The organism is Pseudomonas sp. ok266 (assembly GCF_900110195.1).
Taxonomy (GTDB): Bacteria; Pseudomonadota; Gammaproteobacteria; order Pseudomonadales; family Pseudomonadaceae; genus Aquipseudomonas; species Aquipseudomonas neuropathica.
The window spans coordinates 244,942-260,234 of the sequence record NZ_FOCU01000002.1 but is presented as its reverse complement, the minus strand read 5'-3'; the positions used below and the strand labels follow the sequence as shown (position 1 = coordinate 260,234).

Below are 15,293 nucleotides of genomic sequence, written 5' to 3'. Positions count from 1 at the left end.
GAATTCAGACCTTGTAGACCGGCACCGTGTGGCACCAGCGATCCTTGTACTCTCGGTCGGCACGACCGAATGAGTAACGCAGAGGTTTGCCCAGCGCTTGCGCGTGCGCCCAGGCCTCTTGGGTATTGACGAAACTCAGCACACTGCCGGGGCTGAACTCGCGGCTCTGCGGGTCGACACCACCGTTGATGTATTCCAGCGAAACCCATTGCGGGGCCTCGACGCGATAGAGCACCTGAATGGCGACGGGCGCCGATTCGAGCATCACCACCGAACCGGTCATGAACTCGCGCAGCAAGGTAAAGACCTCAACCAGCCCGGCCTTGCCCGGCACCTCGAAGCCCCAGCGACGCTGGAATAAATCGCCGTAAGCGGCAGCCTGTTCCTGCGGCGTAAAGTCGGACATCGGCACCAGCGATGCGCCCGCCTCTTCCAGCAGGCGCTGTTCGCGACGCTGGTTGTAGCGGAACTTCTTCGAATATTCTTCCGGCAACCGGGCCAGCGCCAGGCCCTCAGGCTGTGGCTTCAGCGTGCTGATCTGCCCGGCATTGAGCTGGGACACATAAGCCACGCGCTGGCGCACCGGCACGATGACGTCTGGCGCGATCGGCAGAATGATTTCCGCATTGCCCATGTCCAGCAAGCCACGCTTGCCCTCGCGCTTGAGCACTTCCTTGGACAACGCAACATGCCGCCCCCAGCAAGGGATGGCGGCCAGCACATCACCGCCAACGACCCAGCCCAGGTAGCGCAACTCGATGCCAAGGAACGTCGACAAGCGCTCGACGACTTCGGGGTGTGTAGCAAAACTGCCGCCGAAACGTTGCCAGGCGCGGGCGTAGCTGTCCCGGTCGATTTCGGTCCAGCCACGCTCGCGAAAGCTGCGAAACATCGTCAGCATACGTCGGTCGCGTGTGCCGGCTGAGGCTCGTCACCCTCTTCAAACTCTTTGGCGTGCAGACGGGCGTAATAGCCGTTCTGCTCGAGCAATTGTGCGTGAGAGCCGCGCTCGACGATGCGACCTTCGTCCATGACCAGAATCAGGTCGGCTTTCTCGATGGTGCTCAAACGGTGGGCGATCACCAGGGTCGTGCGGTTTTTCACCACATGATCCAGGGCAGCCTGGATATGCCGCTCCGACTCAGTATCGAGCGCGGAAGTGGCCTCGTCGAGAATCAGCAGCGGTGCATCCTTGAGCAACGCCCGGGCAATGGCGATGCGCTGACGCTGGCCGCCGGACAGCAGCACGCCGTTTTCGCCGACCATGGTTTCGTAGCCTTGCGGCATCTTGATGATGAACTCATCGGCATAGGCTTCGGTGGCCGCGCGCTTGACCTCATCGAACGGCGCACCGGCCAGATCACCGTAGGCGATGTTGTTGGTCACCGTATCGTTGAACAGCGTGACCTGTTGGGTCACCAGAGCAATCTGCCGACGCAGGCTGCGCAAGGTGAAGTCCTGCACCTGCACGCCATCGAGCAGGATCTGGCCCTGCGCATGATCATGCTGATAGAAGCGCGGAATCAGGCTGGCCAGGGTCGATTTGCCACTGCCCGAGCGGCCGACCAAGGCAACCATTTGCCCCGGTTCGACGACGAAACTGATGTCATTGAGCACCGCTTTGTCGGTGTCAGGATAGTGGAAGCTCAGATTGCGCACTTCCAGACGGCCTTCGAGACGATCTTGCTCGACCGTGCCCTGATCCACTTCCGCCGGCTCATCCAGTTGCTCGAAAATACTTTCGGCACCGGCGACACCTTTCTGAATCGTCGAGCTGACCTCCGACAACTGACGGATCGGCTTGGGCAACAAGCCAGCCATGGTGATGTAGGCCACCAGATCACCCGGCGATGCATCGCCGCGAAGGTACAGGACGAGGAACATGACCACCGCCATGGCGCTGTAAGTCACCAGCTGCAGCATCGGCGTGTAAACGGCGCCGGTCTTGGTCATCGTCAACTGCTTGTCGGTGTTGCTCTGGCTGGCATCGCGAAAGCGATCCTTTTCGTACTGCTCGCCGCCAAAACTGCGCACGACGCGATAGCCGTGAATGGTCTCGGACGCGACGTGCGTGACGTTGCCCATCGAGACCTGGATCTTCTTGCTTTGCTTGCGGAATTTTTTGCTGGTGCTGTTCACCATCAAACCGATCAACGGCAGGATGGCGACCATCACCAGCGTGAGCTTCCAGTTCATCCACAACAGTGTGCAGAACAGGAAAATCACGGTCATGCCTTCACGGATGACGACTTTGATTGCATCCGTTGCCGCGCCGGTGACCATGGTCACGTTGAAGGTGATCCGGGAAATCAGGTGGCCGGAATTGTTCTTGTCGAAGAAGCGATTGGGCAACTCCAGCAATTTATTGAACAACACCACCCGCAGGTCATGCACCAGGCCCAGAGAAACCCGCGCCAGGAAGAAGTTGCCCAGGTAAGAACCCACGCCCTGCCACAACGCGATGAAGACGATCATCAGTGGCACGGTTTCGAGCAACTGCAGCTTGCCCAGATAAGGGTTGCCCGGGAACAGACTGGCTTCAGGATTGGCCAGACCGTCGACAAAGTACTTGAGGATGTAAGCGAGCATCGGCTGAGTCGATGCGAAAATCAGAAACCCGACGATGCTGAGAAGGAAAAGGCCGGCATAAGGCCGCACGTAAGCCAAAAGGCGGAAATAGATCGCCAGCGTGGACTGGGCTTTCGGTTCAGGACTGCTCATGGTGATCCGCGCAATTCAGTGAGGCGCCGATGATATCACACGCGTTTTTGCCCCGATAAACATGACTTCAAGCCAGCCTTCGACCAACTCGGTTAAGATACCCCGCTAATGATGGGGAGCCGGATATGCAATCGATTGATCACAGCACTTACGAGGCACTGCGCGCGGGTGCACACGTATTGGAAGCCGACGGTTCCGGCGACAAGGTGCTCAGATTGGCCGATGGACGCATGCTCAAGCTGTTCCGCCGCAAGCGGCTGCTCAGTTCGGCACTGTTCTACCCCTATGCACAACGCTTTGCCGACAATACCCGGGCCCTCGAACAACGCGGCATCCTCTGCCCCAAAGTCATCGCGGTCTACCGCATCCCGAGCATCGAACGTGACTGCGTGTATTACAGCCCGCTGGAAGGCAATACAGTGCGTCAGCTACAAGGCACTGACGAAGAGGCTGACACACTGAGATTCCAGCTGGGCGGGTACTTCGCCCTGCTGCACGAAAAAGGTGTGTACTTTCGATCACTGCACTTTGGCAACGTCGTGCAGACCCCCGACAAGCGTTTGGGCCTGATCGATATTGCCGACCTGCGCTGCCAGAAGCACGCGCTCAGTGACAGTAAACGCCTGCGTAACTTCGCGCATTTGCTGCGCTACAAGGAAGACCGCCAATGGCTGCTCGGCCAGGACGCCGGCGACACGTTTATCGAGGGCTATCGGCAGGCACTGCCGAGCAACCGGCAAGCGCCGCTGATCTCGCGCCTGCGCCCGCTGCTCGGTTAAGCCTTAGCGGCCGATGACCACTACAGTGGCACCTTTGCGATTGGCGAAATGCTCGATGATGCGCAGCTTGTGCGCCACCAGCCACTCATTCAGCCAAGGCTCGTCACCCTTGGCCTCAATGAGGAAGTACTGATAGTCGCCCGCGTGCGCTGCCGACATCGCTTCCTCTGCGGTCAGTATCGGCAACACGTAGCCGCGACCGGCGTAATAGCTGATCCGTCCATCCTCGAAATAGGTCTTCGCCCCTGGCTCGACATGGGCCGACAACCAGCGCCCGGCCTGGACGTAATGGGTTTTGCCGGCCCCGGTGGAGATGACGTTCGACAGCATCACCAGCAAACACAGAACCACCAGCCACTTGCCCCAACGCGGGAACTCGCGAACGAACGCCGCCAGCCCCATCGCCAGCACGGGCACAAACAACAGATTGAGAAAGCTCAGGTAGCGCGTATTCATGAACTGTTGCTTGATGAAAAACAGCACCAGCACGACCAGATACAGCAATGCCGCCCAAGCGAAGGGTCGATAGTCGCGCCAGTAGACGCCTAACACCCCCCAGTTACGCCGCAGAATGAAGGGAACGGCGAAAGGTCCCATCAACTTCACAAAACTGATGGTCATGGTCGCCAGGATGCCGAAGAAAATGATCCGCCCGGCTTCATCCTGGGAGTACTTGTTGATGAGCGAATTGGCAAACTGATCGCACAGCATCTGAAAGGACGCAAACACACTGTGCGGGGCAATCATGTCCAGATACAGCATCACTCGCGCCGACATGAGTACACCGGTTGCCGAAATGGCCAGCAGCCCCAAAACCGGCAGCAGCGAAAACTGGGCAAACTGCATCCGCCGGCCAGATGACCACAGGTTGGGCAACTGCCACAGAGCCAACGCCGGCACCAGCAACAAGGCTTCCAGCCGAAACAAGGCTGCAGCGACGATTGCCAGATGAATGAATGCCGCGCGCAACCAGCCGCCACGGGCTTGCCAGCGCAGCGCGAGCCAGAGCGTCAGCGTGCAGAAGAACCAGAAACCGCACTCACGGATGATGTCATTTCGAAAGGCATTCACCGCCGGCATGGCCAATACCACCAGGCACGCCCAACCGGTGACCTGCGCAGACCGCTGACGCACGCAGTCCACCATCAACGCGCTGGTGCCGGCAAAAAAGAGTGCACACCAAAGATAGGCACTCAACTCCAGCGGCAAATGCAGGATGGAATGCGTAGCGGCCAGCAGAAAGGAAAACCAGGGCCAGTCGAAAGAAGCCCAAGCCACATTCGGCCCGTACTCGGTGACCTGTTGCGCAATATCGATGTACAGCGCGGCATCACGCCCCACTGTCGCAGTGCCCAGGACGGCTATCAGCGATAACAGCGCGCTGCCCACAAACGCCAGCCAGACCGGGTATTTATCGATGATTCTGGAGACTCGAGTTGCCACGCTACCGCCCGTATCTTTCACCCAGCCACCTCACCGACATCCGTTACAAGGTACGCGCACATCATCGCGACCCGCTTACCGAAACAGCAACCGCAAAGCCTTGCGGGTGTATGACCAGCGTGAAAACGTCCGCCAGTCTGCACGCAAAGCCTGGAAATAGAACGACCTGGCCAGCTTGTACTCGCCATGGGAATAACAGTCGCGAAACAGCGACAAACAGCGTTGTGCCAGAAACGCCTGGCGCAGATCACACATTTCTTCGGGCATTCTTCGGCTGGAAAACACTTCGCTGACGACCTGCTCCGTACCGGCAGCAAGACTCTGGCGCAAATCATGGCGCATGCTGTCGGCGTGCTTGTGGATCAGTGCGAGAGGCTTGTCCAGAACGGTGCAGGGGTAGCGCGCCAGCACTTGGGCAAACACTGGCAGGTCCTCGACGTTGCGCAAATGTTCCGGGTAATTGCCCAGAGCGAACACTTCGCGGTGCATCGCACAGGCACCGTTGGAAATCGACACCGTCTTGTTCAGCAGGTAACCCTGCAGGCGCTGGCGGGGCGTCCCAGGCAAAGGCCTGGCCGCCTGCAAACTGCGGCGCCCGTCAGCGAACACTGACCAGTGCGCACCGATCACCATAAGAGTCTGCGGATGACTGGCAATGTGCTGCGCAAGCGCAGCCAATGCACCGGGAGCCATTTCATCGTCAGAGTCGAGAAACACCAGATATCGCCCGGTTGTCTCTTCCAGCCCCCGATTGCGCACCGATGACAATCCGCCGTTGCTTTTACGCAGCGCACGAAAACGACCGCCATGCTTAAGCAGGAGCCGTTCCACTACCTCAGGCGTATCGTCCGTCGACCCGTCGTCGATGACCAGCAGATCCGCCGTCGTTTCATCCAATTGCGCCAACACCGACTCCACTGCACGAGGCAGCGTTCGCGCATAGTTGTAAACCGGAATGACGACGCTGATCAGTGTTTCAGTCAAGTTCGTATCCTTTCACACCCTCTTTTACGACCAGAATATCTTCCATGATCAGGTATTCCAGATCCGAACCGAAAAACATGTTCAGCGCGTCGGTCGGCGAGCAAATCATCGGTTCGCCACGACGGTTGAGCGAGGTGTTCAGCGATACGCCGTTACCGGTCAGGTTTTCCAGCGCCTTCATCATGTCGTAGTAGCGCGGGTTGTATTCACGCTTGAGGACCTGGGCACGAGAAGTGCCATCTTCGTGAACGACTTCCGGCACACGGGTCTTCCACTCGTCCGCTACTTCGAAAGTGAAAGTCATGAACGGCGCCGGATGATCGATCTTGATCATCTGTGGCGCAACGGTGTCGAGCATCGACGGGCAGAAAGGCCTCCAGCGCTCGCGGAACTTGATCTGATGGTTGATGCGGTCGGCCACGCCGGCCACGCTCGGGCAACCAATGATCGATCGACCGCCCAATGCACGCGGACCGAACTCCATACGTCCCTGGAACCAGGCCACGGGATTACCATCAACCATGATTTTGGCGATCTGTTCCGGCATGTTATCGAGCTTGCGCCACGCCGGCTTGTTCTCGTGACGGGCGCAGGCGGCGATCACGTCCTCGTTGCTGTACGACGGGCCGAGGTAGACGTGTTCCATCTTTTCTACCGGCACGCCACGGGCGTGGGACACATAGGCTGCTGCGCCGACCGCCGTACCGGCATCGCCGGACGCCGGTTGCACGAACAGTTCCTTGATGTCGTCGCGGGCAATGATTTTCTGGTTCAGTTTGACGTTCAGCGCACAGCCACCAGCGAAGGCCAGTTTGCCGGTTTCCTTGAGCACGTCACCCAAATAGTGATCAATCATCTGCAGCGCCAGTTTCTCGAACAGCGCTTGCATGCTCGCGGCGTAGTGAATGTACGGTTCGTCAGCAATATCGCCTTCGCGCTTCGGCCCCAGCCACTCGATCAGCTTAGGCGAGAAGTAGAAGCCTTTACCCTTCTCTTTATAGCGGCGCAGGCCGATAACGTTGGCGTAGTCGGTGTTGATCACCAGCTCACCGTTTTCGAACGAGGCCAGACGCGAGAAATCGTACTTGCTGGCATCGCCGTACGGCGCCATGCCCATGACCTTGAACTCACCGTCGAGCATCTCGAAGCCGAGGAACTCGGTGATCGCGCCATACAGGCCGCCGAGGGAGTCCGGATCGAAGAATTCCTTGATCTTGTGGATCTTGCCGTTTTCACCGTAGCCAAAGAAGGTCGTGGCGTACTCGCCCTTGCCGTCGATACCGAGGATCGCGGTTTTTTCTTTGAAACCGGAGCAGTGGTAGGCGCTGGAGGCGTGAGCCAAGTGGTGCTCGACTGGTTCGATCTTGATCTTCTTCGGATCAAAACCCAATTGCTCCAGGCACCAGACAATCTTGTTGCGGTAGCGCTTGTAGCGGCGGTTGCCCATCAGGATCGCATCCAGGGCGCGATCCGGTGCATACCAGTAACGCTTGGCGTAGTGCCAGCGCGCCTTGCCGAACAGGCTGATCGGAGCGAACGGGATCGCAACTACGTCAACGTCGGACGGCTTGATGCCGGCCTGCTCAAGACAGAACTTCGCCGACTCGTAGGGCATGCGGTTCTTTGCATGCTTATCGCGTACGAAGCGCTCTTCTTCAGCCGCCGCCACCAGCTTGCCGTCGATGTACAAGGCTGCTGAAGGGTCATGGCTAAGGGCGCCGGACAGGCCAAGAATCGTCAATGCCACAGGGGTCTAGCCTCTTTAGTCTGCGTGCAGGCGCGATGCGCCTTGAAAATTGATGTGCCCTCGCACAGGGCGAGTGACAGCTAAAGGGCGGGATTATAGCGTAAACGAGTAGGGAATTACCCTGTGCGATTGCCCTCTGGGTGAATGGTCTGGAGAAACCTTACCCTGCTACTCAATAACTGCCCTTGCGCCAGTAAATACCAAGATTGCCGTCGGTGAGCTGACGATAAACCGTATAGGGCAACGCTACTGTATCGAATACTCCCGACAATGGCAGATCCAGCAACACGAATGGCACCAGAAAACCGCTGGGATCCGGCGGCGCGTTCAACACGCAGAAATCGAAGGCCAGACCGCTGTAAATCCGCGGAATGGACTGGCAATAGGTTTTTTGTTTGCGCATGTCCCGCGCCACGTCGGCATCGTCCTGCAAGACAGTCATGGCGCTGCCACAGCCAGCCAGAATCCATGAAAATACACCCAGCGTTGCAGCCTGTTTAATGGTCAAAATTCGCCCTCCAAGGTCGTTGGGCAAATTAGCATCGGGACTGAACAGGGCACAGTTCATGGCTTCTGGAGAAGCTGTAGGACAAGTCGCTGAATCTTGTCCTCTACTGCTGGTTTGTCTCAGGCCACGCTGGAAATGTCTTTCGGCAAACGCAGATCAATAATCTGATACAGCGCGCTGCTTTCGGGCCAGTTGCGCATGAATCGCGCACGGTCACGGGCATAGGCCGGCGCGAAACTGCCGACAGATCCATGCTGGCACATCGAGTCCAGATCGATCAGCGCCCAGCGATCCTGTTGCCAGAACAGATTATGTCCCTTGAAGTCGCCATGACTGATCCGCTCGTCAATCAATCTGGCGAACAACTGATCCAGCGCCTGCAACTCCGCTTCCGGCGCTTCACCACTTTCAACGTACGGCGCAAAGCGCTCGATGATATCCGGCCCCGGCAGGAACTCGGTCACCAGATACGCACGGCTGCGCAGCCACAAAAAGCGCTGTTCCAGCACCGCCAGCGGTTTGGGTGTGGCGATGCCGAGAAACGCCAGGCGATTGCCTTCGCGCCACGAATGCCAGGCCCGACTTGGCCGCCAGAAACGCTTGAGCCAATGCGCAAAGCCCTTGATGTTGTAGCGCTTGATCACCAGCGTGCGCGCACCGGCCTGAACCTTGCCAACGCTCGCCGCACCACCGGTCTTGTACAGGTGACCCTGATCAAGCAACGCATCGGCCTGCGCCAGCACCGGCAGCATGGCTGACTCTTCTTCGCGGCGGATTGCGCGCAGAGCGAACGCTCCACGCTGCACACTGAACAGCGTGCACTCGCGACCGACCTTGATCAGGAAGTCTTTCAAACGCCAGCGCCGCACTTTGTCGATCTGTTTCTGCAAGACCTCCAGCGGCAACGCATGCTCGCTGTTGCTCAACAGGTAATACACCAGCAGTTCTTCAGTGAACGGTTCCAGCGCCTTGGGTAACTGGGCGAAAAACACCCCGAGATTTTCCAGGACTTTTTGTCGCGACAACGGCTGGCCGGCGGTTTCTGCGCAAATCCCGGCACCGTCAATCAAGTACAACCGGCCGCCGTGGCGCAGCAGATTGTCCAGGTGCAGGTCTTCCTGCCAAAGCCCTTTGCCGTGCAATTGGCCGATAGCGCCCAGCGCCTCGGCCAGCACCGCCGATTGTTCATCGGCCAACACCGGCAGCGACTCGACTTTCGCCCAGGCATCGCCAAGGCTTTCGGCACCCTCAAGGAAATCGAACAGCAACCAGCCACCTTCGCCATTTTGCAAACCATCGGCCAGTAGCATTGGCGTGGTCAGGCTTTGCGCAGCCAGCAAGCGCACGCCTTCCAGCTCGCGCTGAAAATGCCGGGCAGCTTTGCCGCCGACCAGCAATTTGGCCAGCACCGGACGCCCGCGCCAGACACCGGCACCAACATAACGCTGTCCCGGCAACACCCGCAGCAGACTCAGCAACTGCAGATCCGCACTCCCGGCGGCATCAGCCAGCGTCACCGTCAGTGGCAGTTGCGGGGCTCGCCCGGCACCGGCCAGCTCCGACAATTGCATCAGCGGGTCTCCTTGTGGCTGCGACGCGCGGTCAGCCGGGCGAGCCAGCTGTCCAGCAGCGCGCTGTCAGTGGGCTGATCGAGATAAGCCGCGAGCAATTCACGCAGTTGCGCCTCGCTCCATTCCGGTGCGCGACGTTGCAGCGGTTCCAGATCCTTGATCCGGTCGCGCATACCAAACAACAACGGTCGGGTCTTTTCCAGGTCGATCAATTGCGCCTGATACCCGTCACCGGTGGCTCGCAGAAAAATATGTTTGGGATAGAAGCAGCCGTGCACCTGACGCACGCCGTGCAGATGCCGCGCGAGCAATCCGCAAGCCTTGAGAATGGCTGAATGCTGCGCGGTACTGAGCTGCGCCCAGCGCTGCAACAGCGATTCCAGATCACTCCAGCCATCGAGTGCCCGAGTCAGCAGAATGGCACGGACTTCGCCGTTGACCTTACGCTCACCGAAAAACGCCGCTTGCAGCGCCGGGATACCGAGCTTGCGATAGCGACTGATATTGCGAAACTCGCGGGCAAAGCTTGGCTCGCCGAAAGGTGCGTGCAAGGTCCGCGTCAGGTAGTTGCTCTGGCGCTTGAGGTAATAACCCTGCCCTTCAAGATCCAAACGGAAGACGCTGCTCCAACCGCCACGGGCGGTATTGGGTTCGTCCACGGCCTCAAGCTGCTTCGCCCAAAGCGCGTCAAAAGTGCCGAGACCATGGCGCTCAAGCAGTGCGCGGTCTTCAGCGGCGAGAAAATCAGTCATTCGCGTCCCTCGAAAAATCTCACCACGTGCCGAATCCGTTTCTTGTCGGCGCTATCAAGCCGATCGCACTGGCGGTACTGCTTATAGAAGCGCAGGCGTTGGGTATTGGACAGGTGGTATTTGGCGAGTTTATCGAGACAGGCCAGATCCTTGGTGATCCGATACTTGAGCCAGAAGCCGCGCCAGAACTCGCCGTTAGGGCAATCGATCAGAAATATCCGCGCCTGATCATCGATCAACAGGTTGCGCCATTTCAGATCGTTATGGGTAAATCGGTGATCATGCATCGTCCGGGTATAGCCGGCCAATTGCCGACTGACGCCGTCAACCCAGGCGCGATCCTTGAGTTTCGGATCCTTGCGCTCGGCGAGCGCCGAAAGGTCTTCGGTGTCGGGCAGTTCACGGGTGATCATCGCGCCACGATCATACGCCGCGCCACGTCGTTCCAGGCCCCAGGCCACCACTTCAGCGGTGGGAATGCCCCACTTGGCGAAGCGCTTGAGGTTCTGCCATTCCATCTTCACCCGCGGCTTGCCGAGGTAACGGCGCAAGCCTTTACCAGCGCCGACATAGCGTTTGACGTAATAATTGACACCGTTGCGCTGCACGCGAATCACTTCCGACAGCGGATCACGGGTCAGGCGTTCGCCCTGCAACGCAAATACCGCTTCGAGACTGCCGAAGTCTTCGGCGAGCTCGCTGTATTGCGGCTCGAGAGTCCAACCCGCCATCAGAGCGCATCCCCGTAACGCTGTTTACGCGCGTAGAGTTTGTTGGCCTTGCCTTCCAGCCAGCTCAGCAACGGCGCTTCTTCAGCCAGGATCTGGCGCAGCGGTTGCTGGAAATAGCCTTTGAGGAAACGCAGTTTGTCGCGGCGGGTCAGGCCGATGTCCAGCGCGGAAAAGTACAACGCGGCCAGATCTTTATTGCGCCAGCGCTGCGTGATTTTCGTGCGGGTCTGGGCACGGTGCAGGTCGATCACTGAGAGTTTGAAGTCGTCTGGCGTCACCGGTTTATCGGTGTGCAGCAGGAAGTGGCAGATATAGCAGTCACGATGGTTGACGCCAGCGCGGTGCATCATGCCGGTCATGCGTGCGACTTCGGCGATCAGCGCGCGCTTGAGTTTCGGCTCGGGTGGCTGCTTGACCCAATCGATGCTGAAGTCTTCGAGGCTGATGGTCGGCGCCAGCTCTTCGGTGACGATAAACGAGTGCTGATCTGCCGGGTTACTGCCCTTCTCGCCGTAAGCCACGGCAGTCATGGTCGGCACGCCGACTTCCTGCAGACGCTGAATGGCTTGCCACTCCTGGCCCGCGCCGAGAACAGGCAGCTTGGCGGTCAGCAGATTCTTGAAGATCTCGCCCCAGCCGATACCTCGGTGGATTTTCACGAAAAATCCGTTGCCGTCGACTTCCGTGCGCAGCGTCCGGCGTGCTTCCAGCTCGCGGTATACCTCGCCCTGCAAGCCTTCGACTTCAGCGAACGGGTCGCGGCCGGCCCACAGGCTTTTGAACGGTTCAGCCAGCATCAACTTCATTAAGCGTGCTCCGCCAGAATCACATCGGCCGCGTGCTGCGGCATGCTGTAGAGGTCGGCCGTCTCGGCGAAGGCCAGACCATTGCGGCTCCAGGCCGCCCGTGCAGCGTCGTCATGCAACATTTCAGTCAAGTATTGCGTCAGTTGCGCCTGATCGAACGGTTCGTCCAGCACTCGCCCGGCATCCGCCTCGGCAATGTAATGGGCGTAACCGCAGACCGCGCTGACCAGCACCGGCAAACCGGCGACCAGCGCTTCGAGCAACACAGTACCGGTGTTTTCGTTGTAGGCCGGGTGGATCAACAGATCGGCGCCGAGCAGGAAACGCGGGATATCGCTGCGCCCCTTGAGGAACGTTACGTTATCGCCCAGCCCCAAGGTTGCGCTCTGCATCTGGAATAATTTGGGGTCATCCTGGCCGATTACAAACAGCCGGGTGCGTTTCTTCAGTTCGGCAGGCAATGCAGCCAGCGCTTTCAGGCTGCGATCGACGCCTTTGGTCTTGAAGCCGGAGCCGATCTGCACCAGCAGCAGTTCGTCGTCCTTGAGATTGAATTCAGCGCGGAACCCGGCGCGAATTTCAGCGGCATCCGCCGGGCGGCGACGATCCTGGGCAATGCCCGGTGGCAGCAGGTGGAAACGCTCCAGCGGCGTGTCGTAATGCTTGATGAACAGCGGCTGCTGCACTTCGGAAATCATCAGCACTTCGGTCTTCGCGTCTTTGGCGAACACCGCGCGCTCGTACTCGGCGAAGTGGCGATAACGGCCCCAGCGACGGTACAAAGAGTTGCGCAGGTTCTGCGCCTTGTCTTCGAAGCAGCCGTCGGCGGCGTAATAAACGTCCAGCCCCGGCATCTTGTTGAAACCGATCAGGCGATCAACCGGGCGCTTGGCCAGATCCGCTTCCATCCATGCGCTGAGCTTTTCGTTGCGACGGTGATTGAAGAACGCTTTGACCGGCGCCACCAGCACTTCGAAACCGGGCGGCACGTCGCCTTCCCAGATCAACGTGTAGACGCGGATCTGGTGACCACGCTTCTGGCATTCAAGGGCGATGCGCATGAAGTCGCGCTGCAAGCCACCGAACGGGAAATATTTGTACAGGACGAATGCCAATTGCATCAGCGCAGCTCCTCAGCCATTAACAACGTGCTCAGTCGGCTGGCGACACGCTCGGGGTTCAGACGCGTGAAGCACAGCGGCTGTTCACGCTTCAGGTCAAACTGACGGGCATCCTGCGCGGTCGGTTGATAGGTACATTTCTTTTGCAGGCATGGCGCGCACGGGAAGTCGCTGGCAAGGTGAATCTGCAGCTTGCCGTAAGCGCCGGTCAGGCCTGGGTTGGTCGGGCCGAACAGCGAGATGGTCGGCACGTCCAGCGCGGCGGCCAAGTGGCCGAGACCGGTGTCCACCGCGACGCAGGCTTGCGCACCGGCGAGGACTTTGCCGACGCCGGCCAGATTGAGCTTCGGCAGCACTTCGGCGTGTTTGAAACCGGCGGCAATGCGTTCGGCGCGGGCCTTTTCCTGCGGGTTGCCCCACGGCAGTTTGACACCGACGCCGAGGTAGCCGACGCGCTCGGTCAGTTCACGCCAGTAACTTTCCGGCCAGTGTTTGGTGTCCCAGGTGGTGCCATGCAGGAACACCACAAAGGCATTTTTGCGCGGCAGTTCGACCAAACGCTCGACGTTGAGGCCGTAATCACCCAAGCCTTTCGGCAAGTCGTAGCCGAGAGCGATGGCGAACAGTTGGCGCACGCGCTCGACGGCGTGCTGACCGCGGGCCACAGCCAGTTTGCGATCATAGAAACGCGAAGCCATCGGCTCGCGCGCCGAACCTTTATCGAGACCGGCCACCGGCGCTTTGACGTAACGGGTCAGCCAGGCGCTTTTCAGCAGGCCTTGAGCGTCGATCACCAAGTCGTATTTATTGGCGCGCACACTTTGTTTGAAGCGTTTCCACTCGCCGCTGGTGATGGTTTTCCAGAGGTTTTTGCGCCAGCGACGGATCGCCACCGGAATCACTTTGCCAACGGCCGGGTGCCAGGTCGGGATCTCGGCAAAGCCTTCTTCCACCACCCAGTCGAACTTGATCCCAGGAATGGCCCGGGCGGCGTCGGTCAGCGCCGGCAACGCATGAATCACGTCACCCAGCGATGAAGTCTTGATCAGCAGTACCCGCAACTTAATGAACCTCGACCACAGAGCCCTGCAACTTCTGCAAGGCATCGTTGACCGCATCCGGCATCAGCTGGCGCAGGCAGTTGTAATGACCGAAACGGCAGGTGCGGTCGAAGCAGGGGCTGCAATCGAGGCCCAGACGAACCACTTCGACATGCTCGGCCAGCGGCGGGGTAAAACCCGGCGAAGTCGAACCGTAGACCGCCACCAGTGGACGGTTCAGCGCAGCGGCAACGTGCATCAGGCCGGAGTCGTTGGAGACCACCGCGTCGGCGCAGGACATCAGGTCGATGGCCTCGGCCAGCGAAGTGCCGCCGCTGAGGTTGACCGATTCTTCACGCAGGCCAGGAATCAGTCGAGCGCGGATATCTTCACCGACCGCATGATCGTTCTTCGAACCGAACAGCCACACCTGCCAGCCTTCACGAATGCGCGCTTCGGCGACTTTGGCGTAGTGCTCGGACGGCCAGCGCTTGGACTCGCCAAACTCGGCGCCAGGGCACAGGGCCAACACCGGGCGGTCGAGGGTCAGGCCGAACTTGGCCAACGCTGCTTCGCGAGTGACCGGGTCGATTTGCAGGCTTGGGCGCGGATAAGGCTTCGGCAGCTCGGCGTTCGGCTCATAGGCCAAAGCCATGAACCGCTCGATCATCAACGGATAGCGTTGCTTGTCGAGGGTGCGCACATCGTTGAGCAGGCCGTAGCGGAATTCGCCGCGCCAGCCGGTGCGTTTCGGAATGCCGGCGAAAAACGGCACCAGCGCCGACTTCAGCGAGTTGGGCAGCAGGATCGCCTGATCGTACTGACCACGCAGGGATTTGCCGATGCGCCGACGCGTCGCCAATTCCAGCGCACCGTGGCCGAGCGGGAAGCTCAAGGCCTTGCGCACTTCAGGCATGCGTTCCAGGATCGGCCGGCTCCACTCAGGGGCCAGGACGTCGATTTCGCATTGCGGATGGCGCTGTTTGAGACACTGAAACAGTGTCTGTGCCATCACCATGTCACCGACCCAACTGGGCCCAACGATCAGAATATTCATGTGGTTTCCAAAAACGAACCGGGGAGGCATTTA

14 protein-coding genes are annotated in these 15,293 nt (G+C 59.4%); 1 reads left to right on the top strand and 13 read right to left on the bottom strand.

From position 1 onward, the window contains the following. Positions 1 to 4: 4 nt before the first annotated feature. Both BMY54_RS04695 and msbA read right to left on the bottom strand, forming a co-directional pair. Entirely contained in the window at positions 5 to 901 is an 897-nt protein-coding gene (locus tag BMY54_RS04695) for a GNAT family N-acetyltransferase (RefSeq protein ID WP_093430137.1), read from the bottom strand. Next, complete coding sequence (gene msbA / locus BMY54_RS04690) at positions 895 to 2,721, bottom strand: lipid A export permease/ATP-binding protein MsbA (RefSeq protein WP_093430136.1); 1,827 nt, start codon at positions 2,719 to 2,721, stop codon at positions 895 to 897. The genes BMY54_RS04695 and msbA overlap by 7 nt, the downstream gene beginning before the upstream one ends. A 125-nt stretch (positions 2,722 to 2,846) precedes the next feature. Here msbA and BMY54_RS04685 point away from each other — a divergent pair, with 125 nt between their 5' ends. Continuing rightward, positions 2,847 to 3,500 carry a toluene tolerance protein gene (locus tag BMY54_RS04685; RefSeq protein WP_093430135.1) on the top strand — a complete coding sequence of 218 codons (654 nt, stop codon included), beginning with the start codon at positions 2,847 to 2,849 and terminating at the stop codon, positions 3,498 to 3,500. A gap of 3 nt (positions 3,501 to 3,503) precedes the next feature. Here BMY54_RS04685 and BMY54_RS04680 read toward each other — a convergent pair whose 3' ends face one another. The 11 genes from BMY54_RS04680 to waaF all read right to left on the bottom strand — a co-directional run bounded on the left by BMY54_RS04680 (position 3,504) and on the right by waaF (position 15,260). Further along, positions 3,504 to 4,943, bottom strand: a complete 1,440-nt coding sequence (locus BMY54_RS04680) for a hypothetical protein (protein ID WP_256573804.1) — start codon at positions 4,941 to 4,943, stop codon at positions 3,504 to 3,506. 75 nt (positions 4,944 to 5,018) lie between these two features. Next, positions 5,019 to 5,927, bottom strand: coding sequence for a glycosyltransferase family 2 protein (locus BMY54_RS04675; RefSeq protein WP_093430133.1), 909 nt, complete (start codon positions 5,925 to 5,927; stop codon positions 5,019 to 5,021). Then, complete coding sequence (locus BMY54_RS04670) at positions 5,920 to 7,674, bottom strand: carbamoyltransferase family protein (protein WP_093430132.1); 1,755 nt, start codon at positions 7,672 to 7,674, stop codon at positions 5,920 to 5,922. Before BMY54_RS04670 ends, BMY54_RS04675 begins: the two co-directional genes overlap by 8 nt. A gap of 172 nt (positions 7,675 to 7,846) precedes the next feature. Continuing rightward, on the bottom strand, positions 7,847 to 8,182 hold the full coding sequence (locus BMY54_RS04665) for a YceK/YidQ family lipoprotein (protein ID WP_093430131.1): 336 nt from the start codon (positions 8,180 to 8,182) through the stop codon (positions 7,847 to 7,849). A 119-nt stretch (positions 8,183 to 8,301) separates the two neighbouring features. Further along, positions 8,302 to 9,753, bottom strand: coding sequence for a lipopolysaccharide kinase InaA family protein (locus BMY54_RS04660; protein WP_093430130.1), 1,452 nt, complete (start codon positions 9,751 to 9,753; stop codon positions 8,302 to 8,304). Then, positions 9,753 to 10,505, bottom strand: a complete 753-nt coding sequence (locus BMY54_RS04655; RefSeq protein WP_093430129.1) for a lipopolysaccharide kinase InaA family protein — start codon at positions 10,503 to 10,505, stop codon at positions 9,753 to 9,755. The genes BMY54_RS04660 and BMY54_RS04655 overlap by 1 nt, the downstream gene beginning before the upstream one ends. Then, positions 10,502 to 11,236, bottom strand: a complete 735-nt coding sequence (locus BMY54_RS04650; RefSeq protein ID WP_093430128.1) for a lipopolysaccharide kinase InaA family protein — start codon at positions 11,234 to 11,236, stop codon at positions 10,502 to 10,504. The genes BMY54_RS04655 and BMY54_RS04650 overlap by 4 nt, the downstream gene beginning before the upstream one ends. Next, on the bottom strand, positions 11,236 to 12,042 hold the full coding sequence (rfaP, locus tag BMY54_RS04645; RefSeq protein ID WP_093430127.1) for a lipopolysaccharide core heptose(I) kinase RfaP: 807 nt from the start codon (positions 12,040 to 12,042) through the stop codon (positions 11,236 to 11,238). The genes BMY54_RS04650 and rfaP overlap by 1 nt, the downstream gene beginning before the upstream one ends. Beyond that, positions 12,042 to 13,163: a glycosyltransferase family 4 protein gene (locus BMY54_RS04640; protein ID WP_093430126.1), complete on the bottom strand. Its 1,122-nt coding sequence runs from the start codon at positions 13,161 to 13,163 to the stop codon at positions 12,042 to 12,044. Before BMY54_RS04640 ends, rfaP begins: the two co-directional genes overlap by 1 nt. After that, a complete protein-coding gene (gene waaC, locus BMY54_RS04635) occupies positions 13,163 to 14,224 on the bottom strand; it encodes a lipopolysaccharide heptosyltransferase I (protein ID WP_077570514.1) in 1,062 nt (353 codons plus the stop codon). The genes BMY54_RS04640 and waaC overlap by 1 nt, the downstream gene beginning before the upstream one ends. 1 nt (position 14,225) lies before the next feature. Further along, the gene (waaF, locus tag BMY54_RS04630; protein WP_093430125.1) at positions 14,226 to 15,260 is read right to left on the bottom strand and encodes a lipopolysaccharide heptosyltransferase II; all 1,035 of its coding nucleotides are present in this window, start codon (positions 15,258 to 15,260) and stop codon (positions 14,226 to 14,228) included. Between the last annotated feature and the right edge of the window lie 33 nt (positions 15,261 to 15,293).